18 protein-coding genes and 1 pseudogene are annotated in these 24,598 nt (G+C 73.7%); 12 read left to right on the forward strand and 7 right to left on the reverse strand.

Annotation, left to right across the window (positions count from 1 at the left end; genetic code table 11):
* The first annotated feature begins 323 nt into the window (after positions 1–323).
* Positions 324–1,034 carry a ribonuclease HII gene (locus BGK67_RS25570; protein ID WP_069922271.1) on the forward strand — a complete coding sequence of 237 codons (711 nt, stop codon included), beginning with the start codon at positions 324–326 and terminating at the stop codon, positions 1,032–1,034.
* Positions 1,035–1,110: 76 nt separating this feature from the next.
* Positions 1,111–1,761, forward strand: coding sequence for a hypothetical protein (locus BGK67_RS36530; RefSeq protein WP_079154367.1), 651 nt, complete (start codon positions 1,111–1,113; stop codon positions 1,759–1,761).
* A gap of 120 nt (positions 1,762–1,881) precedes the next feature.
* Here BGK67_RS36530 and BGK67_RS25580 read toward each other — a convergent pair whose 3' ends face one another.
* Both BGK67_RS25580 and BGK67_RS25585 read right to left on the reverse strand, forming a co-directional pair.
* Positions 1,882–2,511: a hypothetical protein gene (locus BGK67_RS25580; RefSeq protein WP_069922273.1), complete on the reverse strand. Its 630-nt coding sequence runs from the start codon at positions 2,509–2,511 to the stop codon at positions 1,882–1,884.
* A 215-nt stretch (positions 2,512–2,726) separates the two neighbouring features.
* Complete coding sequence (locus tag BGK67_RS25585) at positions 2,727–4,886, reverse strand: RecQ family ATP-dependent DNA helicase (protein ID WP_069922274.1); 2,160 nt, start codon at positions 4,884–4,886, stop codon at positions 2,727–2,729.
* Between the two features lie 123 nt (positions 4,887–5,009).
* Here BGK67_RS25585 and BGK67_RS25590 point away from each other — a divergent pair, with 123 nt between their 5' ends.
* The 7 genes from BGK67_RS25590 to BGK67_RS25620 all read left to right on the forward strand — a co-directional run bounded on the left by BGK67_RS25590 (position 5,010) and on the right by BGK67_RS25620 (position 15,436).
* Complete coding sequence (locus BGK67_RS25590; RefSeq protein ID WP_069922275.1) at positions 5,010–6,272, forward strand: DUF4192 domain-containing protein; 1,263 nt, start codon at positions 5,010–5,012, stop codon at positions 6,270–6,272.
* A 209-nt stretch (positions 6,273–6,481) separates the two neighbouring features.
* The gene (locus BGK67_RS25595) at positions 6,482–8,470 is read left to right on the forward strand and encodes a glycogen debranching N-terminal domain-containing protein (RefSeq protein WP_069922276.1); all 1,989 of its coding nucleotides are present in this window, start codon (positions 6,482–6,484) and stop codon (positions 8,468–8,470) included.
* Between the two features lie 102 nt (positions 8,471–8,572).
* The gene (locus BGK67_RS25600; protein WP_069922277.1) at positions 8,573–9,319 is read left to right on the forward strand and encodes an NUDIX hydrolase; all 747 of its coding nucleotides are present in this window, start codon (positions 8,573–8,575) and stop codon (positions 9,317–9,319) included.
* Between the two features lie 170 nt (positions 9,320–9,489).
* A complete protein-coding gene (locus BGK67_RS25605) occupies positions 9,490–11,316 on the forward strand; it encodes an ATP-binding cassette domain-containing protein (RefSeq protein ID WP_069922278.1) in 1,827 nt (608 codons plus the stop codon).
* A 190-nt stretch (positions 11,317–11,506) separates the two neighbouring features.
* The gene (locus tag BGK67_RS25610; protein ID WP_079154368.1) at positions 11,507–12,394 is read left to right on the forward strand and encodes a FadR/GntR family transcriptional regulator; all 888 of its coding nucleotides are present in this window, start codon (positions 11,507–11,509) and stop codon (positions 12,392–12,394) included.
* 383 nt (positions 12,395–12,777) lie between these two features.
* Positions 12,778–14,376: an RNA polymerase sigma factor gene (locus BGK67_RS25615; RefSeq protein ID WP_069922280.1), complete on the forward strand. Its 1,599-nt coding sequence runs from the start codon at positions 12,778–12,780 to the stop codon at positions 14,374–14,376.
* A gap of 124 nt (positions 14,377–14,500) precedes the next feature.
* The gene (locus BGK67_RS25620) at positions 14,501–15,436 is read left to right on the forward strand and encodes a serine protease (RefSeq protein WP_079154369.1); all 936 of its coding nucleotides are present in this window, start codon (positions 14,501–14,503) and stop codon (positions 15,434–15,436) included.
* A 128-nt stretch (positions 15,437–15,564) separates the two neighbouring features.
* Here BGK67_RS25620 and BGK67_RS25625 read toward each other — a convergent pair whose 3' ends face one another.
* Positions 15,565–15,798: a DUF7455 domain-containing protein gene (locus BGK67_RS25625; RefSeq protein WP_030028922.1), complete on the reverse strand. Its 234-nt coding sequence runs from the start codon at positions 15,796–15,798 to the stop codon at positions 15,565–15,567.
* A 447-nt stretch (positions 15,799–16,245) separates the two neighbouring features.
* Between BGK67_RS25625 and BGK67_RS25630 the strand changes: the two genes are divergently transcribed.
* The 3 genes from BGK67_RS25630 (at position 16,246) to BGK67_RS25640 (ending at position 20,583) form a co-directional block, all read left to right on the forward strand.
* Positions 16,246–18,366: a DNA gyrase/topoisomerase IV subunit B gene (locus tag BGK67_RS25630; RefSeq protein ID WP_069922281.1), complete on the forward strand. Its 2,121-nt coding sequence runs from the start codon at positions 16,246–16,248 to the stop codon at positions 18,364–18,366.
* A 142-nt stretch (positions 18,367–18,508) separates the two neighbouring features.
* Positions 18,509–18,994 carry a DUF485 domain-containing protein gene (locus tag BGK67_RS25635; protein ID WP_069922282.1) on the forward strand — a complete coding sequence of 162 codons (486 nt, stop codon included), beginning with the start codon at positions 18,509–18,511 and terminating at the stop codon, positions 18,992–18,994.
* On the forward strand, positions 18,991–20,583 hold the full coding sequence (locus BGK67_RS25640; RefSeq protein ID WP_069922283.1) for a solute symporter family protein: 1,593 nt from the start codon (positions 18,991–18,993) through the stop codon (positions 20,581–20,583). Before BGK67_RS25635 ends, BGK67_RS25640 begins: the two co-directional genes overlap by 4 nt.
* A gap of 6 nt (positions 20,584–20,589) precedes the next feature.
* Here BGK67_RS25640 and BGK67_RS25645 read toward each other — a convergent pair whose 3' ends face one another.
* The 4 genes and pseudogenes from BGK67_RS25645 to BGK67_RS25655 all read right to left on the reverse strand — a co-directional run bounded on the left by BGK67_RS25645 (position 20,590) and on the right by BGK67_RS25655 (position 24,566).
* Positions 20,590–21,288 (reverse strand): DUF7342 family protein, encoded by a 699-nt coding sequence (locus tag BGK67_RS25645; protein ID WP_079154370.1) that lies wholly within the window; start codon positions 21,286–21,288, stop codon positions 20,590–20,592.
* Positions 21,285–22,901: an ATP-binding protein gene (locus BGK67_RS25650; protein ID WP_069922284.1), complete on the reverse strand. Its 1,617-nt coding sequence runs from the start codon at positions 22,899–22,901 to the stop codon at positions 21,285–21,287. The genes BGK67_RS25645 and BGK67_RS25650 overlap by 4 nt, the downstream gene beginning before the upstream one ends.
* A gap of 113 nt (positions 22,902–23,014) precedes the next feature.
* Positions 23,015–23,125, reverse strand: a pseudogene (locus BGK67_RS37700) (IS5/IS1182 family transposase); the annotation flags it as partial.
* A gap of 214 nt (positions 23,126–23,339) precedes the next feature.
* A complete protein-coding gene (locus tag BGK67_RS25655) occupies positions 23,340–24,566 on the reverse strand; it encodes a citrate synthase (protein ID WP_069922285.1) in 1,227 nt (408 codons plus the stop codon).
* Between the last annotated feature and the right edge of the window lie 32 nt (positions 24,567–24,598).

Raw genomic sequence — 24,598 nt, forward strand, 5'->3', positions numbered from 1 at the left:
GGGGGCTCGACGGGGGGCCCGTGAGGCAGGGGATCGGGCAGGCTGGTGCGGGGCCCGTGGTGGAGGGGGCTCCGGCCGTGTCGGAGGGCGCGTGAAGGTGTGCGGGAGCGAAGGGTGGTTCGAAGGCGGGCGTCGCCGGCACCGAGGCGACCGGCGTGGCGGGGCCGGCGCCGACCGGCGCGAAAGCCGCGGCGCGGGAGCGGGCGCGGGAGCGCGCATGGGGTCGGGCGTGGGTCGACGGGGACCGGCGGGGCGGCCGGAACCCGGCCCGACCCGGGGCGGGGTGTGCAGGCGGCGCGGGGCGGCGTACCCTTGCTGGCGCCATGCCGTACGAAGCACCCACCCACACCGTCGAACGCTCCCTCCGTGCAACCACCGGCGCCAAGGTCATCGCCGGGGTCGACGAAGTCGGACGAGGAGCCTGGGCCGGTCCCGTCACCGTGTGCGCGGCGATCACCGGCCTGCGCCGGCCGCCCGCCGGGCTCACCGACTCCAAACTCCTCACACCCAAGCGACGCGACGCCCTCGTCGGCGTCCTGGAGACCTGGGTCACGGCCTACGCACTCGGAGACGCCTCCCCGGAGGAGATCGACGAGCTGGGGATGACCGCCGCCCTGCGGCTGGCGGCGGAGCGCGCCCTGGGCGCCCTGCCGGTGCGGCCCGACGCGGTCATCCTCGACGGCAAGCACGACTATCTCGGCGCGCCCTGGCAGGTCCGCACGGTGATCAAGGGCGACCAGTCGTGCGTCGCCGTCGCGGCGGCCTCGGTCATAGCCAAGGTCCGTCGCGACCGGATGATGGCCCAACTCGGCGGACACGGCGGCGGCTTCGAGGAGTTCGCCTTCGCCGCCAACGCCGGATATCCCTCGCCCGTGCACAAGGCGGCGCTGCGGGAGCTGGGACCCACCCCCTACCACCGGCTCTCCTGGTCGTACCTCGACGCGCTTCCCCGGTGGCGCCATCTCAAGAAGCAGCGCCGCAGCGAGGAGTCGATGGAGCTGGAAAACGGAGGCCAACTCGGCTTCGATTTCTGATCGCACCCACGTGCCACCGCCCGGTACGTTTCGTACCGGTGTTTGACAGTCATCACGTCACGCCTCTCACCACGCCATCGAGGAGCCTCAGATTCACGAGAGTGCCCAGGGTCCCCGCGTCACGCCGGCGCCGAGCCGCACCGCGCAGACCCCCCGCCCCGTACCTGGTCCGCGTCCCGCAGCCGTCCCGCGGCCCGGACGCCCCGGCCCCGCCCCCGCGGCGGCGAGCCGCCCGGCTGGTGCCGCCCCCAGGCCCGTCCCGCCCGCGCAGCGTGCGCCGCAGGCGGCCGCCGGACCCGTTCCCGCCGGCCCCGCGGCTCCGTCCGTCTCGGCGGCGGTGCCGCAGATCCAGCTGATCCCGGCCTCCGCCGAAGGTGCGCTCGACGCCGCCGAAGAGGCCGTGGACCTGCTGCTCGACACCGGGCGCGCGCCCGGTGACATCCTCGTCCTCACCACCGGCGACCCGCACCCGTGGGCCGCTCACGAGCTGTCCTTCGGCGAGGCCGCGTACTGGGCCCTGCACGACGCCGGGGACGACGTCTTCTACGCGGACGCCGCTCAGGTCCAGCGCGCCGGCGGCCGTCCCGTCGTCGTCTTCGCCGTCAACGGCGGAGCGGTCGACACGGTCGCGGGCTCCCTGCCGGTCGCGCTCACGCGGGCCGGTGCACTGCTGATCGTGTGCGGTGACCCGCAGCAGACCAACTCCGTACTGGGCGCGGGCGTCTGAGGCCCCGTTTGCCCGGTACGGCCGGGGGGCGGGGCGGGGCGGGCCGTGGGCCGGCCCCGCCGAAGCCCGAGGGCCGATGCGCCGTACGCACGCCCCCGTCCGCCGGGAGGCCTGCGGGGCTCAACGGGCGGCAGTTCGGCGCAGTGCCTCGGCCGCGCCGCCACCGGTGTGCAGGGCGATCGGGGCGAACTCGGCCGCCGTGTCGCCGAGCCGCTCGGGGCGCGAGTCCGAGCTTGGCCGGCGGCCGCCGCGGCCTTCGCCCAGGACCTGCCAGCCCCCGCGGGTCAGCGTGATGTACGCGCCGCAGCGCAGCCCGTGCAGGGTGCAGGCGTCCCGCAGCCCCCACATCCAGGCACCGTCCTCCTCGGTCCACCGCTCGTCGCCCTCGCGGCAGTAGAGCAGCACCGCCGTGCGCACCGGGGTCCGGCGCCGCAGGTCGTGCGGGAGGACCCGGCGCAGGCGGGACAGCAGCGCGTTGCGGTACTCCCAGCCGTCGGCCGTGGCCGACCGCTGCACGAAGGAGGCGCTCGCGACGAGCTGCTCCTCCGGGCCGAGGACGGCGATGACCGCGGTCGAGGGCACGGGGCCGTGCCGGGAGTGCAGGCCGCTGACGACCTCGCGCGGATTGCGGAGCAGGGGGATGCCCGCCGCCGTCCACTCGGCGGGTTCCAGCAGCCGGCCGTGCCGGCTGGCGCCGCCGGTTGCCGTGGTCAGGGACGTGGTCGAGGGCGGGGCGAATCCGAAGGTCACGGTCCTCCCTTCGGGTACACGCCCGCGGACGGGCACGGCTGGAGTGTGGGCGCGCCGCAGCACGGCCCAGGAGGATGCCGGGGAGCCGGGCGGGAGCACTCCAATTCTCGCGTGGCCCGCGAGCATGCGGCAACGAGCAATTGGAGTCGCCGACCGGAATTCGCCGGTATGCCGTTCATATCCTTGCCCCGTCAGGCCGGAGATGACGCATTCGGCTAGGGCTGAAGCGCCAGTACCAGCGGGAACACCCCCTTCGCGCCTGCCCGCCGGAGCAGCCGGGCGGCGACGGCGAGGGTCCATCCGCTCTCCGCGCGGTCGTCCACGAGGAGCACCGGTCCCGCTGCCTCGGCCAGTGTGGCCGCCAGGGCCGGGGGCACGCTCAAGGCCTGGTGGAGCCCGCGTACCCGCTGGGCGCTGTTGGAGGAGGGCAGGCCGTACTCCGGGACCTGGTCGGTGTAGGCGATCGTCCCGAGCAGCGGCATCCGCCCCACCTCCGCGATGTGCGCGGCCAGCGAGCCGACCAGCTGGGGCCGGCTGCGCGAGGGCAGCGCGACCACGCCCACCGGCCTGGCCGGCGCGTCCGGGGCCCCCGAGGCCCAGCCGCCGGGTCCGCGGGCCCAGTCGGCGAGGACCGCCACCACGGCCTGGGCGACGTCGTCGGGGATCAGCTGGTCCGGGCTCTGCGGGGCGAGCATCGGGCGCAGCCGGTTGCCCCAGCCGATGTCGGAGAGCCGGCCCAGCGCCCGGCCCGTGGAGGCCTGTTCCCCGGCCGGGATGCGGCCCTTGAGATCGACGCCGACCGCCGCGAGTCCCGTCGGCCACATCTTGCGCGGCTCCAGCTCCACGCCCGGGCGGCCGAGTTCGCCGCGGGCGGTGTCCAGCGCCGCGGTGGACACCTCCGCCGTGAACCGGGCTCCGGCGCAGTTGTCGCAGCGGCCGCAGGGCGCCGCCTGTTCGTCGTCGAGCTGGCGGCGCAGGAACTCCATCCGGCACCCGGTGGCCGCCGCGTAGTCGCGCATGGCCTGCTGTTCCGCGGCCCGCTGACGGGCGACCCAGGCGTAGCGCTCGGCGTCGTAGGCCCACGGCTCGCCGGTCGAGGTCCAGCCGCCCTTGACCCGGTGCACGGCGCCGTCCACGTCCAGCACCTTGAGCATCGTCTCCAGCCGGGTGCGGCGCAGGTCGACCAGCGGTTCCAGGGCGGGCAGCGACAGCGGCCGCCCCGCCTGGGCGAGTACGTCCAGCGTGCGGCGCACCTGCTCCTCGGGCGGGAAGGCCACCGAGGCGAAGTACTGCCAGATCGCCTCGTCCTCCCGGCCGGGCAGCAGCAGGACCTCCGCGTGCTCCACTCCGCGGCCGGCGCGGCCGACCTGCTGGTAGTAGGCGATGGGAGAGGAGGGGGAGCCGAGGTGCACGACGAAACCGAGGTCGGGCTTGTCGAAGCCCATGCCCAGGGCGGAGGTGGCCACCAGCGCCTTGACCCGGTTGGCCTGGAGGTCGTCCTCGGCCTGCTGCCGGTCGGCGTTCTCCGTCTTCCCCGTGTACGAGGACACCGTGTGCCCGCGGTGGCGCAGGTACGCGGTGACCTCCTCGGCCGCCGCGACCGTCAGCGTGTAGATGATCCCGGAGCCGGGCAGGTCGCCGAGGTGGTCGGCGAGCCATGCCAGCCGGTGCGCCGCGTCGGGCAGCGTCAGCACGGCCAGGCTCAGGCTCTCGCGGTCCAGCGGGCCGCGCAGCACGAGGGCGTCCGTGCCGGCGCCGGTGCCGAGCTGTTCGGCGACGTCGGCGGTCACGCGGGCGTTGGCCGTGGCGGTCGTGGCGAGCACCGGGACGCCCGGCGGGAGATCGGCCAGCATGGTGCGCAGCCTGCGGTAGTCCGGGCGGAAGTCGTGCCCCCAGTCGGAGATGCAGTGGGCCTCGTCCACGACGAGGAGGCCGGTGGCGGCGGAGAGCTTGGGGAGGACCTGGTCGCGGAAGTCGGGGTTGTTGAGCCGCTCCGGGCTGACCAGCAGGACGTCCACCTCGCCCGCCGCGACCTCGGCCTGGATGCCCTCCCACTCCTCGGGGTTGGCGGAGTTGATGGTGCGGGCGCGGATGCCGGCGCGGGCGGCGGCCTCGACCTGGTTGCGCATCAGCGCGAGGAGCGGGGAGACGATCACGGTGGGTCCGGCGCCGCTCGCCCGCAGCAGCGAGGTGGCGACGAAGTACACCGCGGACTTGCCCCAGCCCGTGCGCTGGACGACCAGCGCCCGGCGCTTGTGCGCGACGAGCGCTTCGATCGCCCGCCACTGGTCCTCACGCAGCCGAGCCGTGCCCGTGGGGTCGCCCACGAGGCGGGCTAGTACGGAGTCGGCCGAGGACCTCAGGTCTGCGTTCATGCCCCCATGCAACCCGATGCCTCCGACATCGCGCCAATGCCGCTCTGAGCCTGTGGATGTTGAAACTTGAAATGGTTATCCACAGGGCTTTCGTGATCGGATCTTGCGCGGGACCTTCGGGGCATGACGAACGAGCAGGCATCACGCAACCCGTCCGACCGGCCGTCCACGAGCACCGCCGGTTCCACCACCGACTCCCGGATCACCCTGCGCAGCCCGGCCGAACTGGCCGACGCGCTGCCCTACATGCTCGGCTTCCACCCCACCGACTCCCTGGTCATGGTCGCCGTGCACGGCGAGGGCGGCCGCTTCGGCGGCCGGCTGCGCGTCGGCATCCCGGCCACTCCCGCGGAATGGGAGGACACCGCACGGCAGGTGGCCGACTGCCTGATCCGCGGCAGCGAACGGCGCGGCGTCAAGCCCGACGGCATCGTCGTCTTCCTCTGCCAGGAGCCGCAGAGCGGGGAGAGCGGGCAGCGCGTGATGACCCGGCTGCGGCCGCTCGCCCAGCGCATCAGGCTGGCCTGCGGCGCGCTGGACGTGCCCGTGCTCGAAGCGCTGTGCCTCTCCGCCGGCCGCTTCTGGTCCTACGTCTGCCCCGACCAGCGCTGCTGCCCCGCCGAGGGCAGTCCGCTTGCCGCCGTCGGCACCTCGGTCATGGCCGCCGCGGCGACCTTCGCCGGCCTCCAGGTCCGGGGCTCGCTCAAGGAGATCGAGGGACGGCTGGCGCCTCTGGGCGGCCCCGTGGCCGCGGAGATGGAACGCGCCCTGGACCAGGCGGCCGCCGCCCTCGTACCCAAGATCCTCGACGGGGCCACCCGGCAGGAGGTCGGCGCCGAGACCCTGGCACTGGCCCGGGCGCTGATGCGGCGGATCGCCCTCGCCCCGCCCGCCGAGGGCATCCACGCCGACGACCGGGACGACGCGCTGCTCGGCCACGACGAGGCGGCCGCCCTCATCCTCGGCCTCCAGGACCGCGAGATCCGGGACATCGCGGCCGAGTGGATGGAGGACGAGGAGGCGGGCCCCGCCCTGCGGCTGTGGCGGGCCCTCGCCCGCCGCTGCGTCGGCGCGTACGGCGAACACGCGGCGGCTCCGCTCACCCTGGCGGGCTGGGTCTCCTGGTCCACCGGGGACGAGCCCACCGCCCGCATCGCCCTCGGGCTGGCCCTGCGGGCGGATGCCGAATACCGCTTCGCCCAGCTGCTCCACCACGCCTGCAACGAGGGCATCGACCCCGAGGGACTGCGCCAGTGCCTGCGGGAGGAGCGGCGGAGCCGCGAGCCACGGCGGGGCCGCCGCCCGGCCGGTGCGCGTCCCCCCGGCCGCCGGGGCAAGCCGGCTCCGAGCCGCGAGCCCCGCCGCACCGCGGGGAGCGGGCAGTGAGCGCCCGCGCGCTCCGCGGCTGCCCCCTGCTGCGGCGCATCGGGAGATCTCTGGGGGCCGCCGTGCGGCGCGCCACCCGCCCCGGCCGCGCTCGTCCGGCGCCGCGGCCCGTGACCCGGGCGGGGGTGGGGGCGTTCCCCTGGAGGGCGGCGGGGGCCCGGCCGCGCCGCCGCCCAGCTGAACCGACCGGAGCGCAGACAAGGCGACGCATGTCTCACCCCGCACCTCTCCGACCACCGGGCGTGCCCGCAGCCCGCAGACACGAGCTGCCGCCCGCGCACGGCGCCGTCATCTGCGTCGCCGCGCCCTGTCTGGCCATCTCGCCCGAACACGGCCAGCTGACGGGGCGGGGGATCGAAGGGATCTACCGCGCCGGGCGCCGGCTGCTGTCCCGTTGCGTGCTGCGCGTCGGCGGGCGTGATCCGGTGGCCGTCCAGGGACGCAGCCTCGGCGCCGACCGGGCCGCCTTCACCGCGACGGTGCGCACCGGAGCCGAGCCCGGCCCGGACCCGGACATCGGAGTGGAGCGGGTCCGGCACGCGGACGGCACCGAGCGGATCACCCTGCGCAGCTTCGCCGCCCGGCCGGTCCGGCTGCCCGTGGAGGTACTGCTCGGCACCGACCTGGCGGAGCTGGCAGCCGTGGCCGCCGGGCACTGCGGGCCCGAGGTGCCCGCCGGGGTGCACGCCGCCGGCCTGCGGTGGAGCGCCGGCGGGGCGCAGGCCGTCACCGCCGCCGATCCGCCGCCGGACGACGCTCTGGCCTCGTCCGGGCTGCTGCGCTGGGTGCTCGAGCTGGGGCCCGGCGAGTCGCGCACCATCGAGCTGCGGACCACGCAGGACCGCGTCGCGCGGGCGCCCGCCGGGCAGGTGGCCAACCCGCTCGCCGACGCCCGGGCGGAAGGGGACGACCCGCGAGCCGAGGCGTGGTTCAGGACCAGCGTCGAGGACCTGAGGGCGCTGCTGCTGAGGGATCCCGCGGAGCCGGGCGACGCCTTCGTGGCCGCGGGGGTGCCATGGCGGCTGGGACTGGCCCCGGCGGAGTCGCTCTGGGCCGCGCGGATGGCACTGCCGCTCGGGACCGGGCTGGCCGAGGCCACCTTGCGGATCCTTGCCCGCAGCCGGCACGGCGGGAGCGGCCCCGGCGCGGGGAGGATCCCGGGCCCGCTACGGGGGGCGGGCCCCCAGCTCCCGCCGGGCTGCACCGGTACGGAGGCGACCTTGGCCTTCCCCGCCGTGCTCGCCGAAGCCCGGCTCTGGGGTATGCCGCAGGACGGCGTGGCCCGGCTGCTCCCCGCCGCCGAGGGGTGCCTCGACTGGCTGCGGGGCGCACTGGGCGCCGACGGGTTCCTGGCCGACCCGGACCCCGGCCCCCGGCGCTGCGAGACCCAGGCCCACGCCCACCGCGCCGCGCTGCTCGGAGCCGATTTGCTCGCCGCGTGCGGGCGGCCCGGAGCCGAGGAGTGGCGGCAGTGGGCGGCCGCGCTGCGGGAGCGGTTCCAGGCCCGGTTCTGGATCGACGGTCCGGACGGGGGCCGGCCGGCGGCGGCCCTGCACCCCGACGGCCGGCCGCTGCCCCGGCTCACCGGAGCCGCCGCGCACCTGCTCGACACCGGCCTCCTCAGCGGGGGCCGGCTCGCCCCGGGCCTCCTGGACCGGGCCCGCACCGAGCAGGTGGCGCGGCTGCTCGGAGCCCCCGCCATGGACTGCGGATGGGGTCTGCGGAGCATGGCCCTCCAGGAGCCCGGGCACAACCCGTTCGGGCACCGCTCCGGTGCGGTGCGGGCGTACGAGAGCGCCGTGGCCGTGGCCGGACTGGCGCAGGCGGGCTTCGAGAAGGAGGCCGCGGGCCTGCTCCGGGGCCTGCTGGACGCGGCGGAGACCTTCGGGTACCGGCTGCCGGAGATGTTCGCGGCCGAGCAGCGCGTCTCCCGCAGCGCCCCGCTCCCGCACCCGGCGGCCTGCCGTCCGGCCGCCGTGGCCGCGGCGGCCGGGGTCCACGTCCTGACCGCGCTCGCCGGGATCCGGCCCGACGCCCCGGCGGGCACGGTCGCCCTCGTCCCGCTCCCCGGCGCACCCCTGGGGGCGCTGCGCCTCTCCGGCCTGCGCGTATCGGGAAAGCCCTTCGCCGTCCGGGTCAGCCGGCTCGGCCTCGGCATGGTGGAGGAGGCCGCGGATGCGCTCCAACTGGGAGGCTAGGGGCGTCCTGTCGCCGCGGCGGGATGCCTCCGGCCGGTAGAACGACGGCCTCGAGGTCACCAAAGCGCTGTTTATCGTCAAGCAGACGACTATGATCGCGGCATGTCGCCCTACGACCCGTCGGCCTTCCCGCCCTTCGCCGTCACCGTCGACCTGGTCGTGCTCACCGTGCGGCGCCACGCACTGTGTGCGCTGGTCGTGCGGCGGGGTGAGCAGCCGTTCCAGGGGCGCTGGGCGCTGCCCGGCGGATTCGTCCGCGGAGACGAGGACCTGGCGGGAGCCGCGGCCCGGGAGCTCTCCGAGGAGACCGGCCTGTGCGCCCACGACCCGGCCGTGCCGGGCGTGGGCAACGGGGCCCATCTCGAACAGCTGGCCACGTACGGTGATCCGAAGCGCGATCCGCGGATGCGCGTGGTCAGCGTGGCGCACCTGGTGCTGGCTCCGGACCTGCCGGCGCCCCGCGCGGGCGGGGACGCCAACAGTGCCCGCTGGGCCCCCGTCGACGAGCTGCTGGCGTCCGAGGAGGAGACCTCCGCCGGCCTCGCCTTCGACCATGCCCGGATCCTCGCCGACGGCGTCGAGCGGGCCCGCTCGAAGATCGAGTACTCGTCCCTGGCCACCGCCTTCTGCCCGCCCGAGTTCACCGTCGGCGAGCTGCGCCGGGTCTACGAGGCCGTCTGGGGCGTGGCCCTCGACCCGCGGAACTTCCACCGCAAGGTCACCGGGACCCCCGGGTTCCTGGTGCCGGCCGGAGGGACGACGACCCGTCAGGGCGGGCGCCCCGCGCAGCTGTTCCGGGCCGGCGGGGCCACCCTGCTCAACCCGCCGATGCTGCGCCCGGAGGTCTGAGGGCGCGACAGCCCTCCGGGCTCGCGGCCGGGCCCCGGCATCGGGAGCCAACCCGATGGCGATACTGGCATCCCATCGGACCGGTTGCGCCGCAAATCGGACATATCGCGTTATCTTGCTTGAGGTATTCACGCTGCCGCAGAGCGGTCTCACATCCCGCGAGAGAAGCGATGCTCCAGGCCATCGGACTCACCAGCACCCCCCGTCGCGACGCCCCGCCCCTCGTGGACGACCTCACCCTCGAGGTCCTCCCGGGGAGCGTGACCGCCCTGCTCGGCGAGCCGGGATCGGGCAAGACCACCGCACTGCGGCTCATGCTCGAACTCGAACGCGGCCGCGGCGTCACCTACTTCCGCGGCCGTCCGCTGCACCGGATCCCGCACCCCGGCCGTGAGGTCGGCGTCCTGCTCGGCGACGTCCCCGGCAACCCCGCGCGCACCGTACGCAACCAGCTGCGGATGCTCTGCGCCGCCGCGGGGGTGCCGGCCTCCCGGGCCGACACCATGCTCGAGGTCGTCGGGATCGCGGGCCTGCGTGACCAGCGGCTCGGCTCGCTGTCGCTTGGCATGGAGCGCCGTGTCGCGCTGGCCGCGGCGCTGCTCGCCGACCCCTGCACCCTGCTGCTGGACGAGCCCGCCGCCGGCCTCTCGCCCCGCGAGAGCGGCTGGCTCTACGGGCTGTTGCGCGGGCACGCCTCCCTCGGCGGAGCGGTGCTGTTCACCACCGCCGACGCCAAGGAGGCCGCACGCCACGCCGACCGGGTCGTCAGCGTCGAGGCGGGGCGGCTCGTCGCCGACCAGGACGCGGCCGAGTTCGCGCGGACCAGGCTGCGGCCGCGGGTCGCGGTGCGCACCCCGCACGCGGCCCGGCTGGCCGACGTACTGGGCCGGGAGGCCCGGGCCGCGCAGCGCGCGGTGGAGATCGTCAAGGAGAGCGGCAGCCGCCTGTCGGTGTACGGCAGCAGCTGCGCGGAGGTCGGGGAGGCGGCGTTCAAGCACGGAGTGCTGGTCCACCGGCTCGCCGACGAGACCGGAGACACCGGGGCTCCCACGCCGCCGGTCCCGCACGCCCGGGCCGCCGCCGAGACCGCCTCCGGTGCGGCGTCCGGCGCTGCTTGCGGCGAGGCGTCCGACACGGCCTCCGGGGCGGGATCGGGCGATGCCTCCTGGGGCGGGACGGCCCGGCGGGCACGGTCGCGGCGGCCCGCCTCTGCGGTGCGCCGCGTCGGCGGCCCCGTGCGGCCCCTGCGCTACGAGCTGCACCGGGTCTTCGGCACCGCCACTGCGGTCCTCACCGCCGCGCTCGTCGCCGTCGTCTCCGTCCTGACCGCCCTCGTCCTGGCCCGGGCCGGGCACACCCCGCAGAACCGGCTGCTCGCCGCCTGGCCCGAGCTGCTGCCGCTGCCGCCCGCCGCCCTCGGCGCGGGCCTGCTCGGAGCCCTGGCCTTCGGTGAGGAGTACCGCTACCCCGCGCTCGCCGCCGATCGCGGCACCGTGCCCCGCCGCCTCGGACTGCTCACCGCCAAGCTCGGCGTCTGCGCCGCCCTCGCCCTGCTGCTGGGCGCCCTGGTGGTGGTGGCCGACGCCGCCGCGCTGGCCCTCGTCTTCGACAGCGGCCCGCTGCGCACCCCGGCGCAATGGCTCTCCCCGGCCGCGAGTTGGGCAGGCCTGCTCATCGGCTGCGCCTGGGCCGGCGTCCTGGCCTCGGGCGTCTTCCGGTCCGCCACCGCCGGCCTGGCCGCGGTGGTCGCCGTACCGGTGCTGGTGGTGCCTCTGGTGCGCAAGGTGCTGGAGGGTTCGTCGGCCTACCCGGTCACCGGACTCGGCCCCCGCCTGCGGAGCCTGGCCTGGGTGCAGTGGCCGCCCGAAGCGGATCGCCTGGTCCTGGGGGCCTTGCGGGTGATGGCCCAACCCGTCGGCACCGCCCTGGTGTTGTCGCTGATGGTCCTGTTGTGCGCCTATGGGTTCACCGGACTGCGCAGCAGGGTCCGTTGGTGACCGTTCCTATGCGCAGAAGGCCCGTACGGGACCGTTGAAGTCCACCTGGCGCGGCCCGGACCGCAACTCCCCGAAAAGGGCCCGGTTCTTTACGATAAATCGTCAATTGCGCAGGTGGCACCGATCACCCTTTCGTGTGCTTTTCACCAAAGACCTCAAGGGCGATGGAAGCTCGGCCGACAAAGGATTCGTGAGTACCCTTGCGCACACCATGATGACCGCCGCCCGCCATGCCGACTCCGGCCTCGCCGGCCCGGGCGAACTCAATCGCTACCCCTACGCGGAGACCCCCGGGGCCGACCGGGTCGGAGCGCCCCACTGGGACGGCGCCGACGTGGAGTTGAGCCGCGTCGGCCGCCGCGCCGCCGGCAGCCGCGGCCGCGGCCTGCACGGCCAACTCGTCCAACAGCTCGGCCAGATGATCGTTTCCGGCGACCTCGGAGCGGACCGCCCGCTGGTCCCCGAGGAGATCGGCCAGCGCTTCGAGGTCTCCCGGACCGTCGTCCGCGAGTCGCTCCGGGTCCTGGAGGCCAAGGGCCTCGTCAGCGCCCGCCCGAACGTCGGCACGCGGGTCCGCCCGGTCGCCGACTGGAACCTGCTCGACGCCGACATCATCGAGTGGCGCGCCTTCGGCCCCCAGCGCGACGACCAGCGCCGCGAGCTCAACGAGCTCCGCTGGACCATCGAGCCGCTCGCCGCCCGCCTCGCCGCCGGGCACGGCCGCCCGGAGATCCAGCAGCGCCTCGCCGACATGGTCGAGATCATGGGCCACGCCCTCGGCCAGGGCGACTCGATCACCTTCGCCCGCGCGGACAACGAGTTCCACGGGCTCCTGATCCAGGTCGCGGGCAACCGGATGCTCGAGCACCTCTCCGGCATCGTCTCCGCCGCGCTCAATGTCTCCGGCAGCCCCATCGCCGCCTGCGACCGCCCGAGCGAGACCTGCGTCGCGCACCACGCGCGGATGGTCGAGGCCCTCGCCACCGGCGACGCCACGGGCGCCGAGAGCGCCATGCGCCAGCTCCTGACGGTGCATCCGGAGGTCGAGCGCGTGGTGCCCGCCCCGCGCGAGCACTGACGGGCGTACGCGCAGGGGCGCGGGGGTGTGTACGACGTGTCGCCGGGCCCAGGGCCCCCGGACGGATTCCGGGGCAGGGTCCGGCGACACCGGCGTGCGGTGCCGCATCCCGCCCGGGCGGGAACCGCGCGTATGACCTTATGACCGGCATTGCCGCATACGTGGTGTGACTCGGGCCACGAAGATTGGGCGTAACGCTCTGCGAGGTCACGCGATGACCTAAGAGGTGATGGCCGACGGAGGGAAGACAGCAGCCCTTGCGGGTGCTGTGCAGCTCCCCGGCCCCTGCCCGCGCCCCCGGCCCATCCCCAGTCGGTGGTCGTCGGCTCCGGTCCAGCACCACCAGGCCCGGGGTCGGAAGCCGTTCCCATCGTTCCGAGAGGTTGTTCGTGTCGGCCAGCACATCCCGTACGCTCCCGCCGGAGATCGCCGATTCCGAGTCTGTGATGGCGCTCATCGAGCGGGGCAAGGCCGAGGGGCAGATCGCCGGCGATGACGTGCGTCGGGCCTTCGAGGCTGACCAGATTCCTGCGACCCAGTGGAAGAATGTTCTGCGCAGCCTCAACCAGATCCTCGAGGAAGAGGGTGTGACGCTGATGGTCAGTGCCGCGGAGTCGCCCAAGCGCACCACCCGCAAGAGCGTCGCAGCGAAGAGCCCGGCCAAGCGGACGGCCACCGAGCCCGTTGCCAAGAAGGCGGCGGTCAAGACCACGGCGGCCCAGCCCGCGGCCACCTCCGCCGCCGCCCCTGCGGCCGAGACGGCGGACCCGGAGACCGCGGACGCCCTCGCGCAGGAGCCCGGAACCGAGCCCGCCGCGAAGAAGGCGGCGGCCAAGAAGACGGCGGCGAAGAAGGCGGCACCCGCCAAGAAGGCCGCAGCCAAGAAGACGGCCGCGAAGAAGACCGCCTCCAAGAAGGACGCCGACGAGTCCGGTGACGAGGAGACCCCGGAAGAGGGTCCCGACGCCGCCAAGGCCGAGGCCGACGAGGAGGAGGAAGGCGGCGAGAACAAGGGCTTCGTCATCTCGGACGACGAGGACGACGCCCCCGCCCAGCAGGTGGTCGTCGCCGGGGCCACCGCCGACCCCGTCAAGGACTACCTCAAGCAGATCGGCAAGGTCCCGCTGCTCAACGCCGAGCAGGAGGTCGAGCTGGCCAAGCGCATCGAGGCCGGCCTCTTCGCCGAGGACAAGCTGGCGAACTCGGACAAGCTGGCGCCCAAGCTCAAGCGCGAGCTGGAGATCATCGCGGAGGACGGCCGCCGGGCGAAGAACCACCTGCTGGAGGCCAACCTCCGCCTCGTGGTCTCCCTCGCCAAGCGCTACACCGGCCGCGGCATGCTCTTCCTGGACCTGATCCAGGAGGGCAACCTGGGTCTGATCCGCGCGGTCGAGAAGTTCGACTACACCAAGGGCTACAAGTTCTCCACGTACGCGACCTGGTGGATCCGCCAGGCGATCACGCGCGCCATGGCCGACCAGGCCCGCACCATCCGCATCCCGGTGCACATGGTCGAGGTCATCAACAAGCTCGCCCGCGTGCAGCGCCAGATGCTCCAGGACCTGGGCCGCGAGCCCACCCCGGAGGAGCTGGCCAAGGAACTCGACATGACTCCCGAGAAGGTCATCGAGGTCCAGAAGTACGGCCGCGAGCCGATCTCCCTGCACACGCCGCTCGGCGAGGACGGCGACAGCGAGTTCGGTGACCTCATCGAGGACTCCGAAGCCGTCGTCCCGGCCGACGCCGTCAGCTTCACGCTCCTGCAGGAGCAGCTGCACTCGGTGCTCGACACCCTGAGCGAGCGCGAGGCCGGCGTGGTCTCGATGCGCTTCGGCCTCACGGACGGCCAGCCCAAGACCCTCGACGAGATCGGCAAGGTCTACGGCGTCACGCGTGAGCGCATCCGCCAGATCGAGTCCAAGACGATGTCGAAGCTGCGCCACCCCTCGAGGTCCCAGGTGCTGCGCGACTACCTCGACTGACCGGCCCGTCCGGCACCGGGACGGGCGCCGAGGCCGACGGTACGGCGGTGGCCGCGCGGGTGCGCACGGCCACCGGTCATCCCACTCTGGGTGGAGTCATGCACACTCGGAGTCAGGAGGCCTCATGCGTCGTCCCATTGCCCGCGCTCTGGCGGGAGCGCTGACCCTGGCGGCGGGCGTGGCCGCTGCGCCCCTGGTCCAGGCGCCCCGGGCGGCCGCGGACAGCGTGGTGATCGGCGGCAAGCCGGTCAAGGCCGGCGAGAGCCCCTGGGTCGTGGCCCTGGCCAGCCGTGACCGGTTCGGGGGTACGCGGGGCGGGCAGTTCTGCGGGGGCGTGGTGGTGGCCCCGGCGAAGGTGCTGACGGCGGCCCACTGCCTGGGCCGCGACGTGCTGGGCGGCTCCGTCGAGTCGGTACGCGACCTCCGGGTGGTCGCCGGGCGTACGGAGCTGGGGGCGGGCGACGGCCGGGAGATCCCGGTGCGCGGCGCGCGCGTGAATCCGGAGTACGACCCCACGAGCAATGCCGGCGACCTCGCCGTCCTGGAGCTCACGGAGTCCTTGCCCGCGCACTACGTGCTCCCCATGGCCGGAGCAGGCCACTCCGCCTACGCGCCCGGAACCGAGGCGGCCGTGTACGGCTGGGGCGACACCAGCGGCTTTGGCGACTACGCGTACGCGCTGCGTGCCGCGCGGGTGACCGTGCTGTCCGACGAGACCTGCGCGCGCGCCTATCCGGGAGACCTGAGCGGCCAGTACCGGGCGGAATCGATGGTGTGCGCGGGCGACGGCGGCGGCGGCAAGGACGCGTGCCAGGGCGACAGCGGGGGACCGCTGGTGGCCCAGGGGCGGCTCATCGGCCTGGTGTCGTGGGGGCGCGGCTGCGGGCGGGCCGACAGCCCGGGGGTGTACACGCGCATCGCACCGCTCGTCAGCTTCGTGACGGGCTCGGAGAGCGGCGCGCAGCCCGTCGGGGTGCAGGACCCAGGCTCCACCCCCGGGAGGGCCTCAGGGGCGGGTGCAGGGCCCGTAACGGGGCATCCCCCCGCACAGGTCCCGTAAGCCCGCGGCTGCGGGGGCTTACGGGATGCGGATACGAGGACGGGCGGCACCCCCTGGGTCTCAGGGGGTGCCGCCCGTCGACCGGCCTGGCCGGTCCTGGCTCGTCGGATGCGAGGAACAGGCCTGTGTCAGCGGTCCTCGGGTTCGGCATGGGCAGCCGGAGCGGACGTGAGCCGCTCGGTCTCATCCTGTATTTCCGCGGCGATCTTCTTGAGTTCCGGCTCGAACTTGCGTCCGTGGTGGGCGCAGAAGAGCAGTTCACCGCCGCTCAGCAGGACGACGCGCAGATATGCCTGGGCGCCGCAACGGTCGCATCGGTCAGCGGCCGTCAGCGGGGTCGCGGGTGTCAGAACAGTAGTCACGTCGCCTCTTCTCTAGCTCGACGAGCTGTCGTACCAGGGTCAACATCCAACCAGGCCGAAAACGTTCCCGCTCGCGGCTTTTCCTCGAAACTTCCTTCCGAAGCTGGCCGGCTGTTGCCGGTTGGCGGCGAAGGAGCCGTATTGCGTTGCTTTACGGTTTCGCGTTGTCAGTCGTTCGCTCGTTGCAGTTCCATCCTCACCCGGCTGAAGGCCAGGTTGTGCATGAGGACGTGCCCGAACCCTAAATGGTTCATGCCTGGAAGGGAACGTGATGTTTCCTTCACCCCCACGGGGGATCGAACGTCCGTGCGGATCTGGACTAGGCTGCGGAACGCGCGAGGGTGGCGTTGCATCGGCTCTACCTGGCCTCGGTACCCTTCGACGGGCAACCGAGCCACCCCTGCGCCCCACCGGGCCAGAAAAGAAATTCAGCGAGGAGCGAACTGCGTGACCGCCGACACGTCCGTGCCTTCCAGCGCGCTGCTGTCCGGAGCAGACCGGGACGGTTCCAACTACACCGCGCGGCACCTGCTCGTCCTCGAAGGGCTGGAGGCCGTCCGCAAGCGCCCCGGCATGTATATCGGCTCGACCGACAGCCGGGGCCTCATGCACTGCCTCTGGGAGATCATCGACAATTCCGTCGACGAAGCCCTGGGGGGGTACTGCGACCACATCGAGGTGATCCTCCACGAGGACGCCTCCGTGGAGGTGCGGGACAACGGCCGCGGCATCCCCGTGGACGTCGAGCCCAAGACCGGCCTGTCCGGCGTCGAGGTCGTCATGACCAAGCTGCACGCCGGCGGGAAGTTCGGCGGCGGCTCCTACGCGGCCTCCGGCGGCCTGCACGGCGTCGGCGCCTCCGTGGTCAACGCCCTCTCCGCCCGGCTGGACGTCGAGGTGGACCGGGGCAGCTCCACGCACGCGATCAGCTTCCGCCGCGGCGTCCCCGGAATGTTCACCGAGCAGGGGCCCGACAGCCCTTTCGACCCCGCGAACGGCCTGCGCAAGGTCAAGCGCATCGCCAAGGGCAGGACCGGCACGCGGGTCCGCTACTGGGCCGACCGGCAGATCTTCCTCAAGGACGCCCGGCTCAACCTGGAGACGCTCTACCAGCGCGCCCGCCAGACCGCCTTCCTCGTCCCCGGCCTGACCCTGGTGGTCCGCGACGAGCGGGGCATCGACGGGTCGGGCAAGACCGAGGAGACGTTCCGCTTCGACGGGGGCATCAGCGAGTTCTGCGAGTACCTCGCCCAGGACAAGGCCGTCTGCGACGTCCTGCGCCTGACCGGCACGGGCACCTTCAAGGAGACCGTCCCCGTCCTCGACGACCGCGGCCACATGACGCCCACCGAGGTCACCCGCGAGCTGGGCGTGGACATCGCCCTGCGCTGGGGCACGGGGTACGAGACCAACGTCAAGTCCTTCGTGAACATCATCGCCACCCCCAAGGGCGGCACCCACGTCTCCGGATTCGAGCGCTCCGTCGCCAAGACCGTGAACGAGGTGCTGCGCTCGGCGAAGCTGCTGCGCGTCGCCGAGGACGACGTGGTCAAGGACGACGCGATGGAGGGCATGACGGCCGTCGTCACCGTCCGCCTCGCCGAGCCCCAGTTCGAGGGCCAGACCAAGGAGGTCCTCGGCACCTCGGCCGCGACCCGGATCGTCTCCGCCGTCGTCGCCAAGGAGCTCAAGGCCTTCCTGACCTCCACCAAGCGCGACGACAAGCAGCAGGCGCGCTCGGTGATGGAGAAGATCGTCGCGGCGGCGCGGACCCGGATCGCGGCCCGCCAGCACAAGGAGGCGCAGCGCCGCAAGACCGCGCTGGAGTCCTCCTCGCTGCCCGCCAAGCTCGCCGACTGCCGCAGCGACGACGTGGACCGCAGCGAGCTCTTCATCGTCGAGGGCGACTCCGCCCTCGGCACGGCGAAGCTCGCCCGCAATTCCGAGTTCCAGGCGCTCCTGCCCATCCGGGGCAAGATCCTCAACGTCCAGAAGTCCTCGGTCTCGGACATGCTCAAGAACGCCGAGTGCGGGGCGATCATCCAGGTCATAGGAGCCGGCTCGGGCCGGACCTTCGACATCGACGCCGCCCGGTACGGGAAGATCGTCCTCCTCGTCGACGCCGACGTGGACGGCGCGCACATCCGCTGCCTGCTGCTCACGCTCTTCCAGCGGTACATGCGTCCGATGGTCGAGGCGGGCCGGGTGTTCGCGGCCGTGCCGCCGCTGCACCGGATCGAGCTGGTCCAGCCGAAGAAGGGCCAGGACAAGTACGTCTACACGTACTCGGACAACGAACTGCGCCAGACCCTGCTGGAGTACCAGCGCAAGAACATCCGGTACAAGGACTCCATCCAGCGCTACAAGGGCCTCGGCGAGATGGACGCGGACCAGCTGGCGGAGACCACCATGGACCCGCGGTTCCGGACCCTGCGCAGGATCAACATCGGCGACCTCGACTCCGCCGAGACGGTCTTCGACCTGCTCATGGGCAACGAGGTGGCGCCGCGCAAGGAGTTCATCACCAGCTCCGCGGCCACGTTGGACCGCTCGCGCATCGACGCCTGACCGGCGGGCCCTCCTCGCACACCGTCTCTCTTCACTCCATCACCTGATGGAGTGAAGAGCGACGGGACACCAGTCCGGAAAGCGACAACCGGCACATCCTTGTGAGCACGCGGCCAATGCGGCAGCGGACAAGGAGAGTTCGGTGGACAAGCACGCAGGTCGTGATGCCGGAACGATCCGGCTGGACGACCCCTGGTACGACGCGCTGGCCGTCGGCTGGGGCGAGGGAGGGGACGCCTCCCCACCCCACCCGGCCCCCGGCGGGCACCCCGCGCACGGCGCATCCGACATCTACCTCGAAGTGCAGCGCAGCGCCGCCTTCCAGGAGGTCCGCAGCCGCTACCGCAGGTTCGTCGTCCCCGCGACCGCCGGTTTCTTCCTCTGGTACGTCGCGTACGTGGTCGCCGCGACCGCGGCGCCCGGCCTGATGGCCCGGCCCGTGGCGGGCGCGGTGAACGTGGCCATGGTGGCGGGGCTCGGCCAGTTCCTCAGCACCTTCCTGCTGACCTGGGCCTATGCCCGGCACGCGCGGCTGCGCCGGGACCGGGCCGCGCTCGACCTGCGCTGGACCGTCTACGAGCAGGAGCGCGGCCAGGAGCGGAACCGGGCGAAGGGGGCCGGCCGGTGACCACCGAGCACCAGACCCTCGCGCTGATCCTGTTCAGCGTGTTCATCGCGGTGACCCTGGGCATCACCACCTGGGTCAGTCGCAACCGGCACGGGTCGGCGGAGGAGTTCTACGCGGGCGGGCGGCTGTTCTCCCCGATGGAGAACGGTTTCGCCATCGCGGGCGACTACATGTCCGCCGCCTCCTTCCTCGGCATCTCCGGACTCATCGCCCTCTTCGGCTACGACGGAATGCTGTATTCGGTGGGGTTCCTCGTGGCCTGGCTGGTGGTGCTGTTCCTCGTCGCCGAACTCGTCCGCAACTGCGGGCGCTTCACCCTCGCCGACGTGGTCGCCGCCCGGATGAGCGAGCGGCCCGTGCGCATCGCGGCGGGCACCTCCTCGGTGGTCGTCTCCGTGCTCTACCTGGTCGCGCAGATGGTGGGCGCGGGCAGCCTGGTCGGCCTGCTGCTGGGGAATTCGACGGCCACGGCCCGGACGCTCACCGTGATCGGCGTGGGCGCGCTGATGGTGGTCTACGTGTCCTTCGGCGGGATGCGGGCCACGACGTGGATCCAGATCGTGAAGGCCGTCCTGCTGATGGGCGGGACGATCACCCTCACGGTGCTCGTGCTCCTGCGCTTCCACGGGAACTTCGACCAGCTGCTCACCACCGCCGCCGACCGCAGCGGGCACGGGCTGCGCTTCCTGAGCCCCGGGCTGAAGTACGGCGGGGACTGGACCGCCCGTTTCGACTTCATGAGCCTGGGCCTCGCGCTGGTGCTGGGTACCGCCGGGCTGCCGCACATCCTGTCGCGCTTCTACACCGTGCCCACGGCGCGGGCCGCCCGCCGCTCGGTGGTGTGGGCGATCGCGCTGATCGGCGGCTTCTACCTGATGACGATCGTGCTCGGCTTCGGTGCGGCCGCCCTGGTGGGACCGGACCAGGTGCGGGCCTCCAACGCCTCCGGGAACACGGCCGTTCCGCTGCTCGCGGCGTTCCTCGGCGGCGGCGCCGGCTCCACCGGGGGCGCGGTGCTCTTCGCCTTCGTGGCCGCCATCGCCTTCGCCACCATCCTGGCCGTGGTCGCCGGGATCACCCTCGCCTCCTCGGCGTCCGTCGCGCACGACCTGTACGCCTCCCTCAAGCGGCGGCACGCCAGGCAGCGCAGCGAGGTGGCGGTGGCGCGGGTGGCGGCCGTCGGCATCGGGGCGGTGGCGATCGCGCTGGGGCTGCTCGCGCAGGACCTCAACGTCGCCTTCCTCGTGGGCCTGGCCTTCGCGGTGGCCGCCTCGGCCAATCTGCCGGTGCTGCTGTACTCGCTCTTCTGGCGCGCCTTCACCACGCGGGGGGCGGTCTGGTCGGTGTACGGAGGGCTGGTCCCGGCGGTGCTGCTGGTCGTCTTGTCGCCGGTGGTCTCGGGAAGCCCCGAATCGCTCTTCCCGGGCGTGGACTTCCAGGTGTTCCCCTTGCAGAACCCGGGCATCGTCTCGATCCCGCTGGGCTTCCTGGCGGGCTGGCTCGGCACCGTCACCTCGGGTGAGGAGGCGGACGAGCGCAAGCACGCGCAGACCGAGGTCCGGTCGCTGACCGGGGCCGGGGCGGTGTGAGCCGGCTCAGGAGGTGTCGGACGGGCGCCAGGTGTAGCGGTGCTCGGGGCGACCGGTCTCGCCGTAGCGCAGGGCGAGGGTGACACGGCCGGTGCGGTCCAGCAGTTTCAGGTAGCGCTGGGCGGTCTGGCGGCTGATGCCCGCACGGTCGGCGATCTGCTGGGTGGAGAGCGGGCCTTCGGCCGTCAGCAGGACCTGGCGGACCACTTCCGCGGTGGTGGGGGAGTGGCCCTTGGGAAGGTCGTTCGGGGACCCGGCGGTGGCGAGGGCGCCGAAGATGCGGTCCACCTCGGCCTGTTCGGCCTCGCCGCCGGTCTCCAGGGTGCGGCGCAGCGTCCCGTACGCCTCCAGCTTCGTGCGCAGTCCCGCGAAGGTGAAGGGTTTGACCAGGTATTGGAGGGCGCCCAGGCGCATGGCGGCCTGGACGGTGGCCAGGTCGCGGGCGGCCGTCACCATGATCACGTCGGTGCGCAGGCCGTGCTGGCGCAGCCGGCGCACCAGGTCCAGGCCGTTCTCGTCCGGGAGGTAGTGGTCGAGGAGGACCAGGTCCACGGGGTGCGCGGTGAGGAAGTCCATGGCCTCGGCCGCGCAATGGGCCTGGTGGGCGACTTCGAATCCGGGAACCTTCGCCACGTACGCGGCGTTGATCCGGGCAACACGCATGTCGTCGTCGACGACCAATACGTGGATCGGGGTCTCGTTCACCGCAGGGCCTCCGGGAGTACGACGGAGAACTCCGCCCCTCCGTCCGCTGCCCCGCCGGCCCGGGCGCTGCCGCCCTGGCGTTCCGCGAGACGCCGTACGAGGGCGAGGCCCAGCCCGCGCTCGCGGTGGGCCTTGGGCTGCTTGGTCGACCAGCCCTCCGTGAAGATCTCCTCGCGCCGCGCGGGGGGAACCCCGGGGCCGCTGTCGCGCACCCGGAGCACGGCGGTGCTGCCCTCGGCGCTCAGCTCCACCTCGACCAGGGGCGACGCGGAGCCGGCGGCGGCGTCCAGGGCGTTGTCCACCAGGTTGCCGAGGATGGTGACGAGGCCTCCCGGGTCGACCAGGCGATCGGGGAGGAAGGTGGCCGCGGTCAGCCGCAGGGGGACGCCGCGCTCCGCCGCGACGGTCGCCTTGCCCACCAGGAGGGCCGCCAGCAGGGGGTCGTGGACCTTCTCGGTGACCTGTTCGGCGGTGGTGCGGTGCACCCCGACGACCTCGGTGACGAACTCCGCGGCCTCCTCGTGCAGGCCCAGCTCCAGCAGGCCGAGGAGGGTGTGGAGGCGGTTCGCGTGCTCGTGGTCCTGGGCGCGCAGGGCGTCGATCAGGCCCCGGGTGGAGTCGAGCTCGCGGCCCAGGTGCTCGAGCTCGGTGCGGTCGCGCAGGGTGGCGACGGCGCCGCCGTCCTCGGTGGGCATCCGGTTGGCGACCAGGACACGCGGACCCTGGACGGCGACCAGGTCGCGGCCGGTGACCCGGCCCGACAGGACGTCGGCGGTGCGCCCCGCGCCCAGGACGTCCTCCAGCGGGCGCCCGGCGAGCGAGGCGGCGGAATCCGGTGTCAGGCCGAGCAGGCGGGCGGCCTCGTCGTTGACCAGCCGGATCCGGTCCTGCCGGTCGAGGGCGATCACTCCCTCGCGGATGGAGTGCAGCATCGCCTCGCGCTCGGCGAGCAGGCCGGCGATATCGGAGAAGGCGAGGTCACGGGTCTGCCGGTGGATCCTGCGCGACAGCAGGTAGGCGGCCAGCGCGCCCGCGGCGAGAGCCCCGCCCGCGTAGGCCAGCAGGCCGGGGATGGCGCCGAGCAGCCGGTCCCGGACGCTGTCGTAGGCGATGCCGACCGAGACGGCGCCGACGATCTCGCCGTCGGCGGCCAGGAGCGGCACCTTGCCGCGGGCCGAGCGGCCCAGGGTCCCCTCGTCGATCTCCATGACCTCGCGGCCCGCCAGGGCGTCGCTGGGGTCGGTGGAGACCGGCAGCCCGATCCGGTCGGGGCTCGGGTGGGAGCGGCGGATGCCGTCCAGGTCGAGGACGACCACGTACTCGGCGCCGGTGGCCCGGCGGATCCGCTCCGCCGAGGACTGCACGGGGCTGTCCTCGGCGGCCCCGGAGTCCAGCAGGTCGGCGGAGAGCGACGGGTCGGCCGCCGCGCTCTGGGCGATGGCCAGGGCTCGGCGCATGGCCTGGTCGTCGAGCTGCGCGCTCAGCGGCGCCAGGAACAGCCCGGTGGCCAGCACGACGACCCCGGCGGCGATGGCCAGCTGGGTCAGCAGGATCTGGGAGACGGCCCGTCTGGGCAGCCCGAGGCGCCGAGCGCTCAAGAGGAGGAACCGCATGAGTAGCAACGGTAGGTCGCCTCGGGCCCGAGCGGAATTTCCCCGTCTAAGGGTTGTCCCGTAGATGATCTTTGAGCTGCCAGGGGCGGGTCGGCCGCGGGCGGTCCGCTCGCCTATCGGGGGCGGGCGAGGTTGTGCATGCGGGCGATGCCGAGCATGGCGTGGTGGACTTCGTCGCCTTTGAGGCGGCAGTCGCGGAGGATCTTCCAGGTCTTCAGGTCCGCGCCCCCGGCGAGTCCTCCGTTCACCCGCCCCGGCGGGCCGGTCTGCGTGGTCAACCTCTCCGAGGGGCCGGTACCGCTGCCGGCCCGCACCCGGCTCTTGCCGGGCAGCTCCGCCCTGGACGACTCGGGGCTGCTCCCGCGGGACACGGCGGTCTGGCTGCGGGCCTGACACCGCGGCCGGACCGCCGGCACCCGCCGACCCGGTCCGCGTCCGTCACGGCATCGGCTGGGGCGGGCGGGGCCCCTGGTACTGCCCGCTCGGCCGCATCCGCAGCGGCCGCTCCTGGTACTCCTCCAGCGCGTGCGCGATCCAGCCCGCCGTACGCGCCACCGCGAAGACCGTCTCGCCGGCTTCCGCCGCCATCCCGCACGACAGCGTCAGCACCGCCAGCGCCAGATCCACGTTCGCGTGCAGGCCGCCCTGCCGGCCCGTCACCGCGGCCACCTCGCGCGCGGCGGCCAATGCGGGGGCCGCCTGCGGCAGGCCCTCCAGTCGGTCGAACAGCGCCCGCGCCCGCGGGTCCTCGCCCCGGTACAGCCGGTGGCCGAGCCCCGGCACCCGGCGCCCGGCCCGCAGGTACTCCGCCACCACCGGCGCGGCCGCGCCCCGCTCCAGCACCTCCGCCAGCATCCGGTGCGCCAGGCGTCCGGCCGCGCCGTGCAGCGGCCCCTCCAGCGCGCCGAGCCCCGCCGACACCGCCGCGTACGGATGGGCCCGCGCCGACGCGGCCACCCGTACGGCCAGGGTGGAGGCGGCCAGATCGTGGTCGACGAGCAGCGCCAGCGCCAGGTCGAGTGCGGCCAGGGCGTCCGGGTCGGGATCCCGTCCGGTGAGCCGCGGCCACAGCCGCCGGGCGATACGGGCGTCCCCGGCCCACCGGTCGGCTCCCAGCACCGGCAAGGCGCCGACCAGCGTGGGGATCAGGCAGCGCGCGGAGCCCAGTACGGCCTCCTCCGACAGGTCGAAGCGCAGCGGGTCCGCGACGGCCGCGGCGGCGACGGCCACCCGCAGCCGGTCGACCGGCCCGCTGTGCCCGGGCAGGGCCGCCACCGCCCGGCGGGCCGCGGCGAGGGGCTCCGGGGGAGCGGTGAACCGGGCGCCGTGGGGGAGGCTTCCCGTCCAGAGCCACTCGGCCACCTCCTCATAGCGGTACCGCGAGGCCAGGGCCACCGCGTCCACGCCACGGAAGTAGTAGCGGTCGGCCTCGATGAGCGTGAGCGAGGTGCGGACGGAGAGCTCCCCCGAGGACGGCGCCGCCGCCTCCCGGCGGCTGCGCCGGGCGAGCTCCTCCACCTCGGCCGCGTCGAAGGTGCTGCCGCGGCCCACCGGGTCGCGGCGGCTGGTCAGCTGGCCCCGGCTCACGTAGGCGTACACCGTCGCGGGCTTCACACCGAGCAGTTCGGCGGCCTGCCGGGTGGTCAGCCGTCGCTCTTCGTTCATGCACGGCAGCTTACATACATTGATTCGATCAA

This window comes from Streptomyces subrutilus, assembly GCF_001746425.1.
In the GTDB taxonomy this organism is placed as follows: domain Bacteria; phylum Actinomycetota; class Actinomycetes; order Streptomycetales; family Streptomycetaceae; genus Streptomyces; species Streptomyces subrutilus_A.

What these genes read in the sequence shown, in the direction of transcription:
- BGK67_RS25655 (WP_069922285.1), bottom strand. Translation starts at nt 24,566, where the DNA reads ATGAACGAAGAGCGACGGCTGACCACCCGGCAGGCCGCCGAACTGCTC.
- BGK67_RS25570 (WP_069922271.1), top strand. Translation starts at nt 324, where the DNA reads ATGCCGTACGAAGCACCCACCCACACCGTCGAACGCTCCCTCCGTGCA.
- BGK67_RS25595 (WP_069922276.1), top strand. Translation starts at nt 6,482, where the DNA reads ATGTCTCACCCCGCACCTCTCCGACCACCGGGCGTGCCCGCAGCCCGC.
- BGK67_RS25650 (WP_069922284.1), bottom strand. Translation starts at nt 22,901, where the DNA reads ATGCGGTTCCTCCTCTTGAGCGCTCGGCGCCTCGGGCTGCCCAGACGG.
- BGK67_RS25585 (WP_069922274.1), bottom strand. Translation starts at nt 4,886, where the DNA reads ATGAACGCAGACCTGAGGTCCTCGGCCGACTCCGTACTAGCCCGCCTC.
- BGK67_RS25605 (WP_069922278.1), top strand. Translation starts at nt 9,490, where the DNA reads ATGCTCCAGGCCATCGGACTCACCAGCACCCCCCGTCGCGACGCCCCG.
- BGK67_RS25600 (WP_069922277.1), top strand. Translation starts at nt 8,573, where the DNA reads ATGTCGCCCTACGACCCGTCGGCCTTCCCGCCCTTCGCCGTCACCGTC.
- BGK67_RS25590 (WP_069922275.1), top strand. Translation starts at nt 5,010, where the DNA reads ATGACGAACGAGCAGGCATCACGCAACCCGTCCGACCGGCCGTCCACG.
- BGK67_RS25620 (WP_079154369.1), top strand. Translation starts at nt 14,501, where the DNA reads ATGCGTCGTCCCATTGCCCGCGCTCTGGCGGGAGCGCTGACCCTGGCG.